This window comes from Vibrio porteresiae DSM 19223 (genome assembly GCF_024347055.1).
Lineage (GTDB): Bacteria > Pseudomonadota > Gammaproteobacteria > Enterobacterales > Vibrionaceae > Vibrio > Vibrio porteresiae.
Genome location: NZ_AP024895.1, coordinates 3481939 through 3499767, shown reverse-complemented (window position 1 = coordinate 3499767; position 17829 = coordinate 3481939). Strand labels below are relative to the sequence as shown.

The window sequence follows — 17829 nt, the reverse complement described above, 5'->3', positions numbered from 1 at the left end:
TTCATCCAAGTTATCTGAGGTTACATGTACACAACGTATGTTGCACGCCAGCCCATATTGAATGCGAAAAGGCATACTCTCGGGTATGAATTGCTCTTTCGGGATGGCGAAACAAATGCATTTCCTGAACACGTAGACTCAGATCGAGCGACTTATCGCCTGATCGCTGAAAATTTCCTGTCAATAGGGCGTAATCCTGCCATCGCTCGTTCACGTTGCTTTATTAATTTCCCTTACAACAGCTTAATTCGTCGTCTTCCTCTTACGTTACCTAAAGATCAAATCGTCATTGAAGTGTTGGAAACCTGTAAGCCGACCGATGAACTGTGGGAAGCCATGCGAGAGTTGTACCTCAAAGGCTACTTGCTAGCTCTAGATGACTTTATCTATTCGGCAGATTGGGAGCGTTTTCTTCCTTTCGTCCATATTGTGAAATTGGACGTGCGCTTGATGGGAATGGATAAAGCGTGCGAATTTGTGCGCAAGCGTCTTGCTAACGGAAGTAAGCGTAAATTCTTAGCTGAAAGAGTGGAAACCAAAGAAGAGTTTGAACAAGCAAGAAGTGCGGGATTCAAATTTTTCCAAGGGTACTTTTTTAGCAAACCAGAGATGGTCTCTCAGCGCTATATCAGCCCTGAGCAGGTAATTACTATGCGCCTTTTTAAAGAGGTGTGTCGTGACGAAGTCAATTTCAAACGTATTGAAGAGATCGTATCTCAAGATGTCGCGTTATCTTATAAGCTACTACGTTTTGTGAATTCGATGTCGGACCGTTTAGCGGTGCCGATTTCCTCTTTTAGACAAGCTCTGGTCTATCTTGGTCAAGATAGGTTGCGTATCTTCGTCTCCTTGGCTGTTGCTTCCTATGTTTCAATACACAAGCCGAAAGAGTTGTATAGCTTAGCGTTACAGCGCGCGCAGTTCTGTCATTTGATGTCACGCTATCGTCCTTTTCAACAGCATCAAGACCACGCATTCCTGATTGGTTTGTTCTCTGTACTTGATGCGTTACTTGATGCCCCTTTGGCTGAGCTGATAGAAGAATTACCACTGACCGACGACATTAAAGATGCGTTGATTAATCGCTCGGGGAAAGTGGGAGCATTACTTGATATTGAAGAGTGTTATGAGCAAGGTGATTGGCAACAGCTCTCGTCCATCTGCATGCGCATGGGCGTGAAGGTAGATACCGTGACTTATGAACTGACAGAAGCATTGCGTTGGAGCCAAGATATCCATCGCCTTATCTAACGCTTATCTGATGATATAAAAATAAAAGCCCAGTACTGGGCTTTTGTTGTTTCTATGGGCCGATTACTGCAACCAAGCATTTAACATCCAAACCAGCTTTTCTTGTTCACGGATGTAATCACTCATTTGTGATGAAGTACCTTCATCGTCTGCTTGAGTTGCTAGTTCTAGCACTTTACGTTGATGACTGATCAAATGGCCAAATCCATTCACTAAGCCTTGCATGGTGTTTTGACCATCGGTGACGTTGGTGTGCTCTTGGATTTCTGCATTCTCTATGTAGCTACTAAAGCTATGCAGCGGTTGTGCGCCTAGGGTCAAGATACGTTCTGCTATCTCATCAATTTTGGTTTGCAGATCGGTGTATATCTCTTCAAATTTAGCATGCAGTTCGAAGAATTTTTTACCCTTGATATTCCAGTGATAACCACGGGTATTCATGTAAAACACTTGGTAATTAGCCAACAAATGGTTCAGTGATTGCGCTAATTGTTGACTCTGTTCTTTATCTAATCCAATTAAATTCATGTTCATACGCTCACCTCTTTAAATAGTATTACTGTTGATTTCTTTGTTGAGGTAAGAATAAGGATTTGTGCTGTTAAAGAAAAATGGAGTTTATTTATTATTCTGATAGGCTGTAACTATGAACAAGGATTGTTAACTTGCCACTGACTACCGTCTTACACAGAAAACCCAGACGGACACTATAGTAGTGGCATGATATGTTTTAGAGAGATAAGGAATGGAAAAAGAAAACCGCGTTCTGTTTTTTGATTTATTGCGCTGTGTCGCCGCTGTGGCAGTGATTGCGATTCATGTCCTCGCACCTTATCGAGATCAAATGGGAGTCATCCCTGATGGCCATTGGCTGACTGCCGTTTCGGTTAATGGTGCAACTCGTTGGGCGGTGCCGGTTTTTATTCTAATCTCGGGGGCATTATTATTAAGTGATCGTCGACCGTTTGAATTTGGTCATTATGTTCAGCGCCGCTTGGGTAAAGTGGTGGTGCCATTTATCGTGTGGTCGCTGTTCTACGCTGGGTTATCTGGCTTAGATGCCCAAGGTTTTCATCAAGATATCGCTATGGAAACCCTAAGTAATAGCCCTCATCATGCTACCTATTATCATCTAGGTTTCTTCTATTACTTTATCCCACTCTATTTCGTTATCCCGTTCTTGCAATGGCTTAACAACAACATAGAAGATCATCAGGAGCTCAAGGTATGGTCGCTCTTTGTTGGTTTGTGGTTACTCACGACAACACTGTTCTTATTGCACGTTGATGGTCCATGGAGTTCGGAAATCTGGCTCTACACTGGTTATCTACCTTTGGGATACCTGTTGTTCAAAAAGGTCTCTATTAACCGTTTTACTGTGGCTATTGCCGTTTTACTAGGTTGCAGTTCAATTTATCTCACGATTCACAGCGTCGTCGATTTGAGCGCAGTGAAAGGTCACTATTCTGTCGGGCGATGGTTATCCTATAAAACGCTTAATGTTGTGCTTGCGGCCAGTATGATCTTTATTTTAGGACGAGCGTTCGCACCTAAGTTGTCAGGACGTGCCAAGCAATGGGTCTGTTTTATTAGCAAACACAGCTTGGGTATTTATCTATTACATCCTATCTTTTTATGGCCTATGAAAGCTTACGGTTGGCATCAAGGACATCCAGCATGGGTGATTCCATTGTGGATAATCGTGAGTGGTTCTTGCGCGTTAGCGGTAAGTTGGTTTTTCTCTCGCTCAAGCAAAACGCGCTGGTTGTTACCTTAAACTAGTTGTTACCTTAAAAGAGTAGGAGAGGCATCAAATTTCCAGTGCCTCTCCGTTCATAATCTTAATACACTTCATCTTTGAGCATCAGGTCACACCCCAAAGTGAGAAACTTTATCTACACTTCGAATAGAGAGAACGGAAATCTCTTTCTCATACTTGTGCGCTAGTGAGAGCGTATATGGGCGAGGTCGCGAGGAGGAAATATGTCTGATATTGAACACATCGTTCGACGAATACATAAGCTTGAGGCCTTGTTGCGTAAGCAGTATCACGCTCAAGGTGAAGGGTTAGAACAGCTAGTAGATAGTTGTCAGGAACGCTTACCCAACCGGATAACTGACCAATTGCATTTTATTGCTCAGGTGAGTCAAGAGTTGAATCAGACGCCGAATGCACACTTGGATAAATCCGATAACTTTTTTTTAGCCTGTAAAGAATGTGAAAAAGAGTTAACACCTCGAAGTGGACGTTTTGTTTGGCGTATTGCTCTGTCCTTGATGACGATCATGACGTTAATCGCTTTGGCTTTTTATTACGCCCACTGGGATTTGTTGAATCAGCATGTGCGCTGGTAACAGATATGGCTGGGAATTATTAAAAATTTGGCAATAAAAAAGGACGCAAAGCGTCCTTTTTTATTTGTAAAACAGATGGTCAGTACATCATAGGCAGTGTCATCAGGCCAATGATCACTGCAATCATGACTAATCCCTGTTTTTGAGATGAAGAAATCATAACACCGCTCCTTATTTACTGTTCATAATATGAATAGAAGAATAGCATCACTTTATCCATCCGATCAAGCGGTCAGGTAAAGATTACGTAAGAATTACTACAGTAACATGCCAAAAATGCGACTTATGCGGCAAGTTTACTGGTAGTTTTGCCCTGTACATAAAGTGAGTTTGTGTGAGTTTTTCAAGGAAAAATTAATATAACTTTATGATTTATAGGTATTAATTTGTTTGGTTGTTTATTGTCACTATTCTGTTTCTTATGCTTTTAGACCTTAGTGCTAAGGTTGTGCCAGTGTGAAGTTAAAATTCGACTTTTACGTACTTTATCTTGTTTAGATGATATCGATTCGCATTTGTATAATTATTTTTCAAATTTATCTTGTTATTTTGTTTGTTTAAGATGGATTTTTTGTTTAAAAGGTAAAGCAAACGGTTTCTATATTTTTAATATTATTAAGTTTTTGTTTGTTAAGGTATTTTTGTTTTTATTTGATTATGATTTGTTTGGTTTTTTAGGTCTCAATTTGCGTTTATTTCTTTGTTTTTATAGTGATTTTGTTTATCTGTATGAGGTTTTATTGCTAATGTTCTGTTTTGTGGAGTGTTGGCGCACTAATAGTGAGATGTTCGATTGCTTTTAAAAAAATGCGAATTAGGCAGGTTAGTAACCTAGATCGAAGTTTTTTTCTTCTTTGCTGGACTTACGCGTTTGCATCTCTACACTGGCGACATCGAAGTGAAGAGGCAATAGGCATGTGGAGCTGGATTTCTGTTGCATTATCTGGATACGTGAGTATCTATTCATTCAAGAATAACGATAAAAAACAAAGTCTTATTTTTAAAACGATAGCGTTGGGGTTGCTGTGCGTATTATTGCTCACTCACTCCTCTGGTTTGTCTGCATCTGGTCAGTGGATTTTGGCTAGTTTATTGGTGTCAATCGCTGCTGATGGACTGCATTTTTTTCGACCTTACTCCAAAGTCAGCTTCTGCTCATTTTTAGTCGCTCAACTCCTCGTTAGTAAAGCCTTTTGGTTGCAATTATCTGGAACGATTGTCTGGTGGATGCCAGCTTTGCTGATCGCGACCGGTATCGTGGCTTTTTTTCTGTTACTACCTCAACTCGATAAGCTCATTTTCCCTGTCATGATTATGGGGCTTGTACTGTTGCAAATGGCATGGGCAGCAGGAGAGGCATGGTTAAAAATGGGGACGTCAGCTTCACTATGTGGCTTTCTTGGGGCAATTTGCTTTATTGTTTCATGGCTGATGTTGGCCATTCATGAACGTCGTCAGGAGATTAAAGGTGGGGAGTACTTTATTTCAGGCTTTTACTTCCTAGCGCAATGTTTAGTTGTTCAAGCCGTTCTGACGCTTAACTGAGTTACATCAAAGCAACGCCTGTCATTTTTGCATAATTTATCCTTACATAACTAAGTTAGAGAGACTCAAATGCAGAGTCTCTCAGATGAGGATAAACTATGACCCGCAACGTACATGCTCACAAAGTGCTTAATCAACTTGATGTTAATCCGATGGATGAAGCAGGGCTTCGCGACTGGATTGCACAAGAGTTTGGTGATGATGTGGTATTTCATACCTGTAAATTACAAGATCTGTCCGTCGATGCGCTATTCACTTTTCTCCAAGAGCATCACAAGGTGTTAGTTAATGACGGTATTTGGTCTTTGAACAAAGAGAAAATTTGTCAGCATTAATTCGGTTTATCTACTTAATCGAATTCTTCATTTTCCATTGCTATACTGCGTCAAACTGTACGCAGTATTGAGGCATTATGGAAATTATATCAGCGGCAACTATGCTGTTTCTCATTATGGACCCATTGGGTAATTTGCCAGTGGTTCTATCAATTCTTAAGCACTTTGATAAAAAACGACAACGAACAATTCTGATAAGAGAGCTTTTGGCGGCTTTAGTTATTTTGATGTTGTTTCTTTTCGCCGGAAAATCCATTTTGGGCTTTTTGCATGTTCAACCAGAAACGTTAAGTATTTCTGGAGGGGTTATCCTCTTTATCATTGCGATAAAAATGATCTTTCCTAGTGCGGGCAGTATTACCGGATTAGCGGCCGGTGAAGAACCCTTTATTGTTCCAATGGCGATTCCTATGATTGCTGGGCCTTCGGTGATCGCTGCGCTGTTGCTGTTATCAAGTCAGTATCCAACACGAATGTTTGAACTGTCGATGTCGGTGTTATTAGCTTGGATTGGCACTTCGGGTGTTTTAATGTTTTATCGCTTCTTCCATAAAATATTGGGTGAGCGAGGACTTAAAGCGGTTGAACGTTTAATGGGATTGCTCTTAGTGATGATCTCAACCCAAATGTTCCTCGATGGTGTGAAAAGTTATATGGGGATGTAAGTCGATTCACTATGAAAAAACCGCCTTTCGGCGGTTTTTTTACATCATGTGCTTACGACGAATATCGAGTAAAGCAAAGATGCCAAATAATAAGATCGACCATTTTTCCCAGCCAGAGGTTTTGACCTTATCACCAAAGGCACCGATAAAAATAAGCATTTGTAGGCCATGCATCATAAATAGAAAAACGGCCATGATGTATAGCGCAATCGCTGCCTTGCCAGGAAACGGCATAACGATATTCAATAATAGAACTAACCAAACTAATCCGATGCAAATTTTTGCAGCTATGATGAGTGCTTTCATTCCTGATTCCTTGCAAAAAGGCGATAACAGACTTGTCCTGCCACTTTTTCACGATGTAATTCCCAGTGGTTTGGTAAAGTAGGCATCGCTAACTCTTTCTCGCATTCGATATAGATGAATGCGTTGCTACTTAGCCAGCCATTTTGTTCTAAACGCTCAATGGTGGCATCTAATAATCCTTGGCGAAATGGTGGATCGATAAAAACGATATCGTAAGGTTCGCCAGCTTTCGCTAAAAACTGCAATGCATCGGTATTATGAACTTCAATATTCTCTGCTTTCAGTGCTGCCACATTTTTCTTTAACTGTTGGTAAGCTTGAGGGTTCATCTCCAACATAGTGACATGTTTTGCTTGGCGAGAAGCAGATTCAAATCCCAAACCACCAGAACCTGCAAAAACATCAAGGCAACGTGCCGCTGGGATTTCCATTGCTAACCAGTTAAATAAAGTTTCTTTAACTCGATCGGTTGTTGGACGTAGGCCTTGTGCGTCGTGCACAGGAAGTTTTCTACCTCGCCATAACCCACTGATTATTCTAACTTGGCCTGGGGTTGCCGCTTTCGCTACTGGTTTTTGTTGAGGACGTCTTGCCATAGATTTTTTGACCGCTAATTAAGTGTTACTATAGCCACCCTGCCAGTAATTTGGCTGGTAATGGGCAAATGAATTAAAAATTATGGCAAAGTGTACCAAGTGAACGTAAAAGTTTTCACTGCTTTGTCATTATTTCTTTTCTTTAGGGGGATAATTCTCTAGGAAAAGAGTCATAGTTAGTTAAGCAAATCTAGGATATTCCCTGATGACCGAAAAAAAGAAGCGTGGCTTACTGTCGTGGCTCGGCTTTGGCGATGATGAATCTAAACAACCGCAGTCGACCGAAGTAGAACAAAACGCACCAGAAGCTATTGAGGAGTCTCTTGTCGAGGAGCCATTAACTGAGGTTTCCCAAGAGGTATTAGAGTCAACTGAAGAGTTGAATGCCGAATCCGTTGAAACTATTGAAGAAATAGAAGAGCCTCAAGTTCAACTCAAAGAGCAAGAAAAGCCGACGGAAAGCTTTTTTGCACGCCTAAAGCGCAGTTTGAGTCGTACTAAAGCCAATATTGGTGCTGGCTTCTTTGGCCTATTTAAAGGCAAAAAAATTGATGATGATCTCTTCGAAGAACTAGAAGAGCAGTTATTGATTGCTGATGTGGGTATGGATACCACCACAAAAATCATTAATAGCCTGACAGAGAAAGCATCGCGTCAAGAGTTGCGTGACGGTGAAGCTTTATATGGCCTGCTTAAAGAAGAGATGGCTGAAATTCTTGCTAAGGTTGAACAGCCGCTGGTAATCGACCAAGCCAAAACTCCTTATGTCATTTTGATGGTAGGTGTAAATGGCGTAGGTAAAACGACCACCATTGGTAAGCTTGCTAAGCAGTTCCAAGCGGATGGTAAGAAAGTGATGTTAGCGGCAGGCGATACTTTCCGCGCTGCTGCGGTAGAACAGCTGCAAGTTTGGGGGCAACGTAACAACGTTCCTGTTATTGCTCAACATACTGGCGCAGACAGCGCTTCTGTCATTTACGATGCTATCGAAGCGGCAAAAGCACGCGGTTACGACGTGGTGATTGCCGATACCGCAGGTCGCTTGCAAAACAAGAGCAACCTTATGGAAGAGCTGCGTAAGATTGTGCGCGTAATGAAGAAAATCGACGATAGCGCTCCGCATGAGATCATGCTGACGTTAGATGCCGGTACTGGTCAAAATGCGATTAGCCAAGCCAAGTTGTTTACCGAAGCTGCGCCACTAACGGGAATTACGTTAACCAAATTGGATGGTACGGCTAAAGGCGGCGTTATTTTTGCGTTAGCCGATCAGTTCCAGATTCCAATCCGTTACATTGGTGTCGGTGAAGGGATTGATGATCTTCGACCTTTTGAAACCCAACAGTTTATCGATGCGCTATTTAGCCGAGACGAATAATTGAATAGGAATTCCTGACGCAGGCCTATGAGGAATAATGTGTGATTAGATTTCAACAAGTGAGTAAAGCCTATAGGGGTGGGCGGCAAGCATTACAAAAAGTAGATTTCCATTTACGCCGTGGTGAAATGGCCTTTTTAGGTGGCCATTCTGGGGCTGGTAAAAGTACGCTACTCAAATTGATTTGTGCTATTGAGCGCCCAACTGACGGTAAAATAAGCTTCAATAATCATGACATCACTCGTATTCCAAATCGGGATATTCCTTTTTTACGGCGTAATATTGGTATCGTTTTTCAAGATCATCGTCTTTTGATGGATCGCACCGTTTTCGAAAACGTGGCTTTGCCAATGCGAATTGAATCGGCAAGTGAAGCAGAAATTAAACGACGTGTTTCTGCTGCCCTGGATAAGACAGGGTTATTGGATAAGGCTCGCTGCTTACCTAGCCAACTATCGGGTGGTGAGCAGCAGCGAGTCGGTATTGCTCGTGCCGTCGTAAATCGACCTACCTTGCTGTTGGCTGATGAGCCTACCGGTAACCTTGATCCTGAACTGTCGAATCGTATTTTGCGATTGTTTGAAGAGTTCAATCGTGCAGGAGTAACGATTCTCCTCGCTACGCATAACATCAATTTGGTTAACACTCGTCCTCAATATCGACACCTTGAGTTAAACCAAGGCTTTTTGAGTGAGGTACAAGATTATGGCCAATAAGCTGAAACCAAGAAAGGAGCCTAAGTCGAATCCTGGAAAAAGGATGAAGACAGATGGTTACTTTAAAGTTCAGATCAAACAAGCTAAAGAGTCATTTCACCAGTTGTGGAAACGCCCACTGGGGAATTTATTAACTTTGGCCGTGATATCAATGGCACTCACTTTGCCAAGTTGTTTTTACCTTATCAGTAAAAATATCGCTTCTGTCTCCCATCAAGTTGCTAGCTCTTCACAAATCAGTGTGTACTTAGCGGAAGGTACGCCCGAAGCTCGCATCATGCTGTTAAAGGATGATTTGGAGCGTCGTAATGATGTGGCGAAAGTTGAGTACATTTCTTCAGAGCAGGGACTTAAGGATCTCAGTTCGAACGCGGGCTTTGAGCAAGCCATCAGTTTATTGGATGCTAATTCATTACCAGCGGTGCTGATGATTACGCCGAGTGTTGAACAAAAACAGCAAATTAAAGCGATCGCGACAGATATTCAAAAACAGGAGAACGTTACTGACGTTAGACTGGATGAAGATTGGTTATCTCGCTTAGATGCGATTCGCAATTTGGCGAGCATTTTGGTGATCAGCTTGTCTGTATTGATGTTGGCATCGGTATTTCTGATTGTAGGAAATACATTGAGGTTCAATGTCCAATCAAACAAAAATGAAATTCAAACCATGAAGCTGATTGGTGCCACAGATGGCTTTATCCTGCGTCCTTACGTTTACTCAGGGATGTGGTTCGGTTTCTTGGGTTCGATTGTCGCTTGGTTGATGACGGCGATCATTACATTACTACTTAATAGCGCAGTCGAGGATTTGGCTCGTCTGTACGATAGTCACTTCCGCTTGCTCGGTTTAGGTTGGGATGAGTCGCTATTACTTTTGATGCTCGGTACGTTTATCGGTTGTGTGGCAGCGAAAGTTTCGGCAAATCGTCATCTAAAAGAGATTGAACCTGTTTAATCATTTTGAGTCTTAGTAATTGATGTTCAGACAATATGTTAACAAGTCTTGACTTGTTTATTATAATTGTTTATGCATAATAACCGATTGCGCTTGAACTCTATTCATTTTGGGTTCAGCATAATCGGGTTATAGTGGCTCCAGATCAGAAATTGATGAGGGATTGAATGACTAACCAAACGTATCCAATGGCTCTAGTAACGCAAGATAGCTTAGATAGCTATATTCGTTCAGTGAATAGCTACCCAATGCTAACTGCAGAGGAAGAGCGGTCGCTTGCAGAGCGGTTACATTACAAAGGTGATATTGAGGCAGCGAAAGGGTTGATCCTTTCTCATCTTCGATTCGTTGTTCATGTGGCTCGAGGTTACTCTGGTTATGGTTTGCCTATGGCAGATTTGGTTCAGGAAGGTAACATCGGCCTAATGAAAGCAGTAAAACGTTTTAACCCAGAGATTGGGGTGAGACTGGTTTCATTTGCTGTGCACTGGATCAAAGCTGAAATTCACGAATACGTACTACGTAACTGGCGTATTGTGAAAATTGCGACAACCAAAGCTCAACGTAAATTGTTCTTCAACCTACGTAAATCGAAAAAACGTTTGGGTTGGTTCAATAACGGTGAAGTAGAAACAGTAGCGAAAGAGCTCGGTGTAGAACCATCAGAAGTGCGTGAGATGGAATCTCGACTCGCTGCTCAAGATGCCACTTTTGAGATGTCTGCTGATGATGACGAAAATTCGTCTTACACAGCACCTGTGTTGTATCTAGAAGATAAGAACTCCGATCTTGCGGATAATCTTGAAGCCCAGAACTGGGAAGATCACACCACACAACGTCTAACGGCAGCACTCGCAACGCTAGATGAACGTAGTCAGCATATTGTGCGTTCACGTTGGTTGGATGACCAAAAAGCAACATTGCAAGATTTGGCTGATGCCTATGGTGTTTCTGCTGAGCGTATTCGCCAGCTTGAAAAGAACGCCATGAAGAAATTGAAGGAAGCTGTAGGCGAATTTTAATGCCGCCAAGCAGACCAAAAACGAAAAAGGCTGAGATCATTGATCTCAGCCTTTTTTTATTTCCGATCACAAAATGTGATCAAAATATCGTGTCAAATCTGTGGATAAGTCTGTGATAAATTTATTTACGAGCTGTCATCAAACAGGGTAAATAAAGGGATTAACGGCATTTTGGATTTGGGGATATGTTTTGTTTTACACACAACAAAATAAGGATCATTACAAGATGTTGTGGATCGAAAATCAAATAGACACTTTATCAACGCAATCCACAGATTTATCCACAATCTCGACTAAAGTCTTAATGAGGGGATAACCTTACTATGCCAGTGTACTTGTTGATGACTGGATAGGTTACAATGTGTTCCATCAAAAAATTCTAATATTGAGAGTCAGCTCATGGACCAGTTTATACATATTGATGTTGCGAATGCGCAAAGCTTAATTGAGACGAAAGAAGCCGTGTTAGTGGATATCCGCGATCCTCAGTCATATCAAGTGGCACACGCGAAAACAGCATTTCACTTAACCAATGAAACACTGCATGCTTTTATGGAAAGCACGGAGTTTGATCAACCCGTTTTGGTCATGTGTTATCATGGCAACAGTAGCCAAGGTGCAGCTCAATATCTGGTGAATCAAGGGTTTGAGCAGGTCTATAGTGTTGATGGTGGTTTTGAAGCGTGGCACCGAGCAAATTTACCCGTTGAACAGAGCATGTAGTAATCCATGATAAAACTGATCACTCTAAATAATCCGCGTATGGCCCAAGCATTTATTGACTATATGGCGACGCGCCACATTCAGATTCAGCTCTTTTCTGAAGGGGAAGGTCAGTTTTCGTTATGGTTAACGGAACCATCAGTTCAAGAGGAAGTGCTGTTAGAACTTGAGCACTTTCTCCATCATCCAAATGATCCTAAATATCAGGAAGCATCTTGGACGATCACTCACGATCACACGCCTAAATTTTCTTATCGTTCACCAAGCTTGCTTGGCATGATCAAAAGCCGTGCTGGGCCGTTGACTCTACTTGTCATGGTTGTTGCTATTGCTATTTTTCTACTGCAACAGTTTGGCTTGGGTCGTGCTATTTTTCAGGAGCTCCATTTCCCAGCTTATGCCGATCAACAATGGCAATTATGGCGTTGGGTGAGTCATGCGTTGTTGCATTTTTCAGTTATGCATATCGCTTTTAACTTATTATGGTGGTGGGACCTTGGTGGGAATATTGAGAAACGTATCGGCAGTGTGACGCTTGCGAAACTGTTTGTTGTGTCGGCTGCGGTTTCTGGTGCTGCGCAATATTGGGTTGATGGCGCCAACTTTGGTGGTTTATCTGGCGTGGTGTATGCGCTATTAGGTTACATCTGGATGATGAACTGGAAAGCGCCCCATAGAGGTTTAAGTTTACCTAATTCCGTTATCGGTTTTATGTTGATTTGGTTGGTTTTAGGTTTTGTTCAGCCGTTTATGGCGATTGCGAATACGGCCCATTTAGCAGGGTTAGCTGCAGGCGTGGTACTTGGGCTAGGTGATGCGTGGCGTTTGAAATCCCCCTCTGATGTTTAACAACATGAGAGAGGGAAAGCGGATTTACTGGTACATGTACTTAGTAAATAGTAGATCGGCGATAATTTTTCGACCGGTTTCTGGCAGGAGAATGTTGTTTAACTTCTCAACCAATGTTTTACGCAAGTCTTCTCGACCAGCGAGTGATTTAATCGTGTCTTCGCTCTGTTCCCCGAGCAATTCCACAACGGCATCTCTAATGAGTGGTTGATGTCTCTCTACGATAGGTAGGTCAGCATCGCTAGCGACCATGATGTCAATTCTCACTTGGATATAGCCAAGCTTTTTACCCTTGGTGTAAAAGTTGGTCGTGAGATCTGGCTCTAAAGTAAAGTAGGCTAACTTAGGTGCTGTCGGTTCTGGCTCTGCCATCGAGGAAAAAGGAACAACCAGAGTGATGGCTAATAAACTTCCGGTTAGCAAACGTTTTAACATAATGGGCGTCTTTTCTTTAGTCGGTTGGCGATATTCGAAAGGCTCGAGTCTTGTTACAATAAGCGTTACTATCAATCCGTTAAAATAGGCAACGTATTGTAATGCTTTGGCATTATCTAACTTTGCCATATGGCGGAAAACCCGTCATATAGAAATATTAGTATGAATCAGTCAACTTCGCTCTATCTATCTGCAATACGCTCAACACTCTGGGAGGAACCTGAAAGTTTTTCTTTCCCGGAGGGTATTCACGTGCAAACTGTTCTGGAACAAGGCTCTTTGTCTCGCCTGTTAGCTCAGTATTGTCAACAACTTAAAGTGAATGTGTTAAATAATCAACCTATTGCACAAGAATGTTTATCCGAGGATGAACAATCGTTGCTGCTACCTGAGACGTGTTGGTTAAGAGAAGTGGTTCTTCAAGGAGATGATACCCCTTGGGTAATTGGCCGAACTTTGATTCCAGAGAGCACAATTCGTGATCCACAGCATGATCTCTCTAAGCAGGGAGACAGGCCACTTGGACTTACTGTCTTCAGTGCTGATAATGTGCATCGTGACGCGCTACAAGTTGGGTGGGTAATCACAGCTCATGGGCGCTTGTTGGCAAGGCGTTCGCGGTTATGGATGAATCATAAACCTATGTTGGTGGCAGAAATATTTTTGCCTCAGTCCCCAGTGTATTCAAAGGAGAGAATCTGATGTCCTTGGTTAAGGCTCGCGCGTATTGGCAGTTGATGCGCATGGATCGTCCAATAGGTTCTTTGTTGTTATTGTGGCCAACAATCTGGGCATTGATTCTAGCAGCAAAGGGTATTCCAGATTGGAAGGTGTTGGTGGTATTTATCATCGGTGTATTTTCGATGCGCTCTGCTGGGTGTGTGATTAACGATTTCGCTGATCGAAAAGTGGATGGATTCGTAAAACGTACCCGTAATCGTCCTTTACCATCTGGGATAGTCACTTCGAAAGAAGCTGTCGCTCTATTTTTGGGTCTCTCTTTGCTCTCGTTTATTCTGGTTTTGACCATGAATTCTCTGACGATTCAGCTGTCGTTTTTTGGCATCATTCTGGCGTTTATCTATCCTTTCATGAAACGTTATACCAATCTGCCACAGTTATTTTTAGGCTTAGCGTTTAGTTGGTCAATTCCAATGGCATTCGCGGCTCAATCGGGCGAGCTGCCTGCATTAGCGTGGTTTGTTTTTGTTATCAACGTATTGTGGACTATCGCTTATGACACTCAATATGCGATGGTCGACCGAGACGATGATTTAAAAATTGGTATCAAATCAACCGCTATTTTGTTTGGTCGATTCGACAAACTGATTATCGGTGTGTTGCAACTGGTAACCTTAGTGATGCTGATTATGCTCGGTTGGGAGTTGCAGTTGGGGGTTATCTACTACTGGATTTTATTGGTGGCTGGAGGCTTGTTTGTTTATCAGCAACACTTGATTCGCCATCGTAACAGAGAGCTCTGTTTCACCGCTTTTCTCAATAACAATTACGTGGGCATGGCGATAGCAGTAGGTTTATTGATCTCGTTCCTGTAATGTATTTGGCCACTAAAAAGGCATCTCGATTGAGATGCCTTTTGCTTTTGAATGAATCAGTTAAGTTCAACTTGGTAAATGCTTTCTTGAATGGTTAACTGCACCTCTGGGTAAAGCAGTTGATAGAGCTCTTTAGCAAATTGTTGGCTCTGTTCGAGCTGACAATTACCATCGCTATCGATATAACCTTGCTGTTTTAACGTCACAAACAACGAAGCAAATACGCCTTTATCAAAGAATTCAGGGGCGTTAATTCCATGCAATCGACCTAATCGCTGAGCAACCTCTTGGCTATGACTCTCCAAATTGGCTTTGCTCAATTCTGGATAGGTTGCGAGCAAGTTTAATGTAATCGCATAACGTTGCAGAGTTTCTGAAATCGTACGACCAAGCAGCATCAAGACTTGAGTATGACTTTGATTGAGATTGACGCTTTCTGCTTCAATCGTGATCAGGTTTTGTCGCTCAAGCTCCAGAAGATATTTTTCAACCAAACCTGGAATTGCTGTGCTGTCGTGGGCAATAAACAGTTCCTGTTTTAAGAACGGGTAAATACGTTGTACTGCGTCAATCACGGCTTGTTTTGGTAGAGATTGATAACGAATAACCACTTGAGCAATCAGCGAAGGTAGTACCAGTAAATGGATAATGTTATTACGGTAGTAGGTCATCAGGATCGATTGTTTGCGATCCAAAGAGATGATGTCTCCGATGTTGTCTGTTTCGACGACAAACTTGTTAAGTGACAAGGCGTGATCGACTAACTCTGTTGCACTACCTTGAGCGATAGTGCAGGTTGAGGAGTAAGGCACTTGGCGTAATAGCTCAAGGTAACACTCAATCTGCTTGATCAAATTATCCCGAGATAACGCTCGTTGGCGAGATGCAAGTAGGGCAGTTGCACACAGAGTCATCGCATTCGCGGCGGCGGCACTATTAATATGCGTCATCATTTTATCGGCAAGCTCGTTGACAACCGGAGTCATCCATTGTGGCTTACTTGCTCCAAGTGGGTCGATAGATTGTGCCCAATCTGGACATGTCTCATTCAAGAAGTGATTGAGCGTAATTGGTTCACCAAAGTTGACATAGCCTTGGCCGAAATTACGTAATTTGCGAATAGTACGAATGACTAAGCCCGCATTCTCTTTTTCCTTACGACTGCCTTTCAACTCTTTGGCATAACTACCCACTTCCATCACGTGTTCGTATCCGATATAGACGGGAACCAAGGTAACTGGGCGATTTAAACCACGTAACATAGCTTGTATCGTCATCGCCAACATACCTGTTTTCGCTGGAAGTAGACGACCTGTGCGGGAGCGGCCTCCCTCACTAAAGTATTCTACTGAATAGCCTTTAGCAAAAAGCTCGGCCAAGTATTCACGGAAAATCGACGAGTAGAGTTTATTACCTTTAAAGCTGCGACGAATAAAGAACGCACCGCCACGACGAAACAGTGGGCCTGCAGGGAAAAAGTTAAGATTAATACCAGCAGCAATATGTGGTGGAACCATGCCTTCATGGAAAAGAACATAGGAAAGCAGCAAATAGTCCATGTGGCTACGATGGCAAGGGACATAAACAATTTCATGCCCATCTTGTGCAAGTCGTCGTACGGTGGCTGCATTATTAATGTTGAGACCCTGGTAAATACGATTCCAAAGCCACCCTAAGAGTTTGTCGCCTTTTTTCACAAGCGAATAGGAGAAATCAGCTGCTATCTCATCGAGAATTTTCAGAGCTTCCGCACGAGCTTTGTCTAAGGAGATGTTTTTACTTTTCGCTTCATCATCAATCGCTTTGACGATCGCAGGTGAGTTCATCAAGCGTTCAAATAGGCGATATCGTTCTGGAAGGTTAGGACCTGATGCCGCCAGTTTTTGGCGGGAGAAATGGATTCTAGCGACTCGAGCCAATTTATGGGCGATCGCTGTGTCTGTGCCATGAGTGTCGGCCATAGCTCGCATGGATACAACAGGGCTAAATCTGACTAGACAGTCACGACCAGCGCTCATGACAACATAGCCTTTTTGCATCACGTTATAGGCTTGCAGATACGGCTTATGTTGTCCTTCCTTGCCAGGTTTACGTCCCCAAAGTACCGTGGTCGGTAACACTTGGACATCCAACTCACTGTCGTTTTGATGCTCTTTTAGCAGCGCAGAGAACTGTTGGATCGAATTACTTGGAATATGACTATGTTTTTTGAATACACCTGGTCGAGAGGAAATATAGACATAACGTCTGAAAGTATGACCATTGATTTCAAGAGGTTCTAGCGGATCAGGTAAACCGAGCGACAACGCATATCGTTGCAGGGTTAGCAGATCAACGTTAGAACGAAATGGTAGGGCATAGACGATGGGTTTGGTAATATTGATACCCAAGTCATCGATAGGTTTCGATGGTATAACTGTGCCTTTCACCAATGCTTTTAACGGAAATGCCAATAGTGAACGAGTTAAGGTGTGTCCAGAAGACATAAAAGTTCTGAGCCTCAAGAAAATGCTATTATTCTTTATGCATATCAGAGTCTTGCTTATATAGCTGCGAACATCATAATATGCGCGAATTTGACGGTTTTTGTGGTAGCAAGAATAGCAGAACTGGTCAAACCTGTTAACTTAATTGGCAATTATCAACGTCAATATGCAGTGAAATGTTGTTATTGTTTTGCGTTTTATGGAGTCATTTGTGTACAAGAAAAATCCCCAAGGATTCAAGCGTATTATTAAAGCAGGTAAGTATTCCTATCAAGGAGTGGTGGCCGCATTTAAAAATGAGGCGGCATTTCGTGAAGAGGTTATTCTCGCGTGTATTTTGATTCCATTAGCTTGTTGGTTGGATGTGACTCAGATTGAACGTATTCTGCTGATCTGTTCAATTTTCCTTGTGATGTTAGTTGAGCTACTGAATAGCGCGATTGAAGCGGTGGTCGATCGAATCAGCAGTGAATACAGCGAACTGGCAGGAAGAGCGAAGGATATGGGATCTGCAGCGGTGTTTATTGCCATGCTGATCGCCGGATACATTTGGATTGATATTGTGTTCTTTTAAGCCGATCAATTAAAAAGTAACCAATTGGCTTTTCATTTCGCCAAATACTGGATATACTCACAGGCAACTGTATAAACAG

20 protein-coding genes are annotated in these 17829 nt (G+C 42.4%); 15 read left to right on the top strand and 5 right to left on the bottom strand.

The genetic code is table 11. The features are described 5' to 3' along the window. Positions 1 to 24 precede the first annotated feature (24 nt). A complete protein-coding gene (locus OCV11_RS16035; RefSeq protein WP_261894044.1) occupies positions 25 to 1251 on the top strand; it encodes an EAL and HDOD domain-containing protein in 1227 nt (408 codons plus the stop codon). Positions 1252 to 1314: 63 nt separating this feature from the next. Here the strand turns inward: OCV11_RS16035 and OCV11_RS16030 are convergent, their stop codons facing one another. Beyond that, entirely contained in the window at positions 1315 to 1785 is a 471-nt protein-coding gene (locus tag OCV11_RS16030) for a Dps family protein (RefSeq protein ID WP_261894043.1), read from the bottom strand. Between the two features lie 211 nt (positions 1786 to 1996). Here OCV11_RS16030 and OCV11_RS16025 point away from each other — a divergent pair, with 211 nt between their 5' ends. The 5 genes from OCV11_RS16025 to OCV11_RS16005 all read left to right on the top strand — a co-directional run bounded on the left by OCV11_RS16025 (position 1997) and on the right by OCV11_RS16005 (position 6151). Beyond that, a complete protein-coding gene (locus OCV11_RS16025) occupies positions 1997 to 3028 on the top strand; it encodes an acyltransferase (protein WP_261894042.1) in 1032 nt (343 codons plus the stop codon). Positions 3029 to 3234: 206 nt separating this feature from the next. Continuing rightward, positions 3235 to 3606, top strand: a complete 372-nt coding sequence (locus tag OCV11_RS16020) for a DUF4145 domain-containing protein (protein ID WP_261894041.1) — start codon at positions 3235 to 3237, stop codon at positions 3604 to 3606. 915 nt (positions 3607 to 4521) lie between these two features. After that, the gene (locus tag OCV11_RS16015) at positions 4522 to 5151 is read left to right on the top strand and encodes a lysoplasmalogenase (protein WP_261894040.1); all 630 of its coding nucleotides are present in this window, start codon (positions 4522 to 4524) and stop codon (positions 5149 to 5151) included. Positions 5152 to 5249: 98 nt separating this feature from the next. Continuing rightward, positions 5250 to 5486: a YecH family metal-binding protein gene (locus OCV11_RS16010; RefSeq protein ID WP_261894039.1), complete on the top strand. Its 237-nt coding sequence runs from the start codon at positions 5250 to 5252 to the stop codon at positions 5484 to 5486. A gap of 77 nt (positions 5487 to 5563) precedes the next feature. After that, positions 5564 to 6151 carry a YhgN family NAAT transporter gene (locus tag OCV11_RS16005; protein ID WP_261894038.1) on the top strand — a complete coding sequence of 196 codons (588 nt, stop codon included), beginning with the start codon at positions 5564 to 5566 and terminating at the stop codon, positions 6149 to 6151. Between the two features lie 39 nt (positions 6152 to 6190). Here OCV11_RS16005 and OCV11_RS16000 read toward each other — a convergent pair whose 3' ends face one another. Then, positions 6191 to 6457: a DUF1145 domain-containing protein gene (locus OCV11_RS16000; RefSeq protein WP_261894037.1), complete on the bottom strand. Its 267-nt coding sequence runs from the start codon at positions 6455 to 6457 to the stop codon at positions 6191 to 6193. After that, entirely contained in the window at positions 6454 to 7053 is a 600-nt protein-coding gene (gene rsmD / locus OCV11_RS15995) for a 16S rRNA (guanine(966)-N(2))-methyltransferase RsmD (RefSeq protein WP_261894036.1), read from the bottom strand. The genes OCV11_RS16000 and rsmD overlap by 4 nt, the downstream gene beginning before the upstream one ends. A 205-nt stretch (positions 7054 to 7258) precedes the next feature. Here rsmD and ftsY point away from each other — a divergent pair, with 205 nt between their 5' ends. From ftsY to glpG, 6 genes are all read left to right on the top strand, one after another. Beyond that, complete coding sequence (gene ftsY, locus OCV11_RS15990) at positions 7259 to 8431, top strand: signal recognition particle-docking protein FtsY (protein WP_261894034.1); 1173 nt, start codon at positions 7259 to 7261, stop codon at positions 8429 to 8431. 41 nt (positions 8432 to 8472) lie between these two features. Further along, complete coding sequence (gene ftsE, locus OCV11_RS15985) at positions 8473 to 9147, top strand: cell division ATP-binding protein FtsE (protein ID WP_261894033.1); 675 nt, start codon at positions 8473 to 8475, stop codon at positions 9145 to 9147. After that, a complete protein-coding gene (gene ftsX / locus OCV11_RS15980) occupies positions 9137 to 10105 on the top strand; it encodes a permease-like cell division protein FtsX (RefSeq protein WP_261894032.1) in 969 nt (322 codons plus the stop codon). The genes ftsE and ftsX overlap by 11 nt, the downstream gene beginning before the upstream one ends. Positions 10106 to 10272: 167 nt before the next feature. Beyond that, positions 10273 to 11127 carry an RNA polymerase sigma factor RpoH gene (gene rpoH / locus OCV11_RS15975; RefSeq protein ID WP_261894030.1) on the top strand — a complete coding sequence of 285 codons (855 nt, stop codon included), beginning with the start codon at positions 10273 to 10275 and terminating at the stop codon, positions 11125 to 11127. Positions 11128 to 11526: 399 nt separating this feature from the next. Further along, the gene (gene glpE, locus OCV11_RS15970) at positions 11527 to 11850 is read left to right on the top strand and encodes a thiosulfate sulfurtransferase GlpE (RefSeq protein ID WP_261894029.1); all 324 of its coding nucleotides are present in this window, start codon (positions 11527 to 11529) and stop codon (positions 11848 to 11850) included. Positions 11851 to 11856: 6 nt separating this feature from the next. Next, positions 11857 to 12699 carry a rhomboid family intramembrane serine protease GlpG gene (glpG, locus tag OCV11_RS15965; protein WP_261894028.1) on the top strand — a complete coding sequence of 281 codons (843 nt, stop codon included), beginning with the start codon at positions 11857 to 11859 and terminating at the stop codon, positions 12697 to 12699. A gap of 24 nt (positions 12700 to 12723) precedes the next feature. Here the strand turns inward: glpG and OCV11_RS15960 are convergent, their stop codons facing one another. Beyond that, a complete protein-coding gene (locus OCV11_RS15960) occupies positions 12724 to 13134 on the bottom strand; it encodes a flagellar basal body-associated protein FliL (RefSeq protein ID WP_261896324.1) in 411 nt (136 codons plus the stop codon). Positions 13135 to 13296: 162 nt separating this feature from the next. Here OCV11_RS15960 and OCV11_RS15955 point away from each other — a divergent pair, with 162 nt between their 5' ends. Both OCV11_RS15955 and ubiA read left to right on the top strand, forming a co-directional pair. Further along, positions 13297 to 13836 carry a chorismate lyase gene (locus OCV11_RS15955; protein ID WP_261894026.1) on the top strand — a complete coding sequence of 180 codons (540 nt, stop codon included), beginning with the start codon at positions 13297 to 13299 and terminating at the stop codon, positions 13834 to 13836. After that, positions 13836 to 14690, top strand: coding sequence for a 4-hydroxybenzoate octaprenyltransferase (gene ubiA / locus OCV11_RS15950; RefSeq protein WP_261894024.1), 855 nt, complete (start codon positions 13836 to 13838; stop codon positions 14688 to 14690). Before OCV11_RS15955 ends, ubiA begins: the two co-directional genes overlap by 1 nt. Positions 14691 to 14746: 56 nt before the next feature. On the opposite strand, the gene plsB is transcribed toward ubiA, so the two are convergent. After that, positions 14747 to 17176, bottom strand: coding sequence for a glycerol-3-phosphate 1-O-acyltransferase PlsB (plsB, locus tag OCV11_RS15945; protein WP_261894022.1), 2430 nt, complete (start codon positions 17174 to 17176; stop codon positions 14747 to 14749). 211 nt (positions 17177 to 17387) lie between these two features. Between plsB and OCV11_RS15940 the strand changes: the two genes are divergently transcribed. Continuing rightward, positions 17388 to 17750: a diacylglycerol kinase gene (locus OCV11_RS15940; RefSeq protein ID WP_261894020.1), complete on the top strand. Its 363-nt coding sequence runs from the start codon at positions 17388 to 17390 to the stop codon at positions 17748 to 17750. Positions 17751 to 17829 lie beyond the last annotated feature (79 nt).

Bases quoted from the DNA above. Each gene is read 5' to 3' on its own strand.
- OCV11_RS16035 (WP_261894044.1), top strand. From the start codon at position 25: ATGTACACAACGTATGTTGCACGCCAGCCCATATTGAATGCGAAAAGG.
- OCV11_RS16030 (WP_261894043.1), bottom strand. From the start codon at position 1,785: ATGAACATGAATTTAATTGGATTAGATAAAGAACAGAGTCAACAATTA.
- OCV11_RS16025 (WP_261894042.1), top strand. From the start codon at position 1,997: ATGGAAAAAGAAAACCGCGTTCTGTTTTTTGATTTATTGCGCTGTGTC.
- OCV11_RS16020 (WP_261894041.1), top strand. From the start codon at position 3,235: ATGTCTGATATTGAACACATCGTTCGACGAATACATAAGCTTGAGGCC.
- OCV11_RS16015 (WP_261894040.1), top strand. From the start codon at position 4,522: ATGTGGAGCTGGATTTCTGTTGCATTATCTGGATACGTGAGTATCTAT.
- OCV11_RS16010 (WP_261894039.1), top strand. From the start codon at position 5,250: ATGACCCGCAACGTACATGCTCACAAAGTGCTTAATCAACTTGATGTT.
- OCV11_RS16005 (WP_261894038.1), top strand. From the start codon at position 5,564: ATGGAAATTATATCAGCGGCAACTATGCTGTTTCTCATTATGGACCCA.
- OCV11_RS16000 (WP_261894037.1), bottom strand. From the start codon at position 6,457: ATGAAAGCACTCATCATAGCTGCAAAAATTTGCATCGGATTAGTTTGG.
- rsmD (WP_261894036.1), bottom strand. From the start codon at position 7,053: ATGGCAAGACGTCCTCAACAAAAACCAGTAGCGAAAGCGGCAACCCCA.
- ftsY (WP_261894034.1), top strand. From the start codon at position 7,259: ATGACCGAAAAAAAGAAGCGTGGCTTACTGTCGTGGCTCGGCTTTGGC.
- ftsX (WP_261894032.1), top strand. From the start codon at position 9,137: ATGGCCAATAAGCTGAAACCAAGAAAGGAGCCTAAGTCGAATCCTGGA.
- rpoH (WP_261894030.1), top strand. From the start codon at position 10,273: ATGACTAACCAAACGTATCCAATGGCTCTAGTAACGCAAGATAGCTTA.
- glpE (WP_261894029.1), top strand. From the start codon at position 11,527: ATGGACCAGTTTATACATATTGATGTTGCGAATGCGCAAAGCTTAATT.
- glpG (WP_261894028.1), top strand. From the start codon at position 11,857: ATGATAAAACTGATCACTCTAAATAATCCGCGTATGGCCCAAGCATTT.
- OCV11_RS15960 (WP_261896324.1), bottom strand. From the start codon at position 13,134: ATGTTAAAACGTTTGCTAACCGGAAGTTTATTAGCCATCACTCTGGTT.
- OCV11_RS15955 (WP_261894026.1), top strand. From the start codon at position 13,297: ATGAATCAGTCAACTTCGCTCTATCTATCTGCAATACGCTCAACACTC.
- ubiA (WP_261894024.1), top strand. From the start codon at position 13,836: ATGTCCTTGGTTAAGGCTCGCGCGTATTGGCAGTTGATGCGCATGGAT.
- plsB (WP_261894022.1), bottom strand. From the start codon at position 17,176: ATGTCTTCTGGACACACCTTAACTCGTTCACTATTGGCATTTCCGTTA.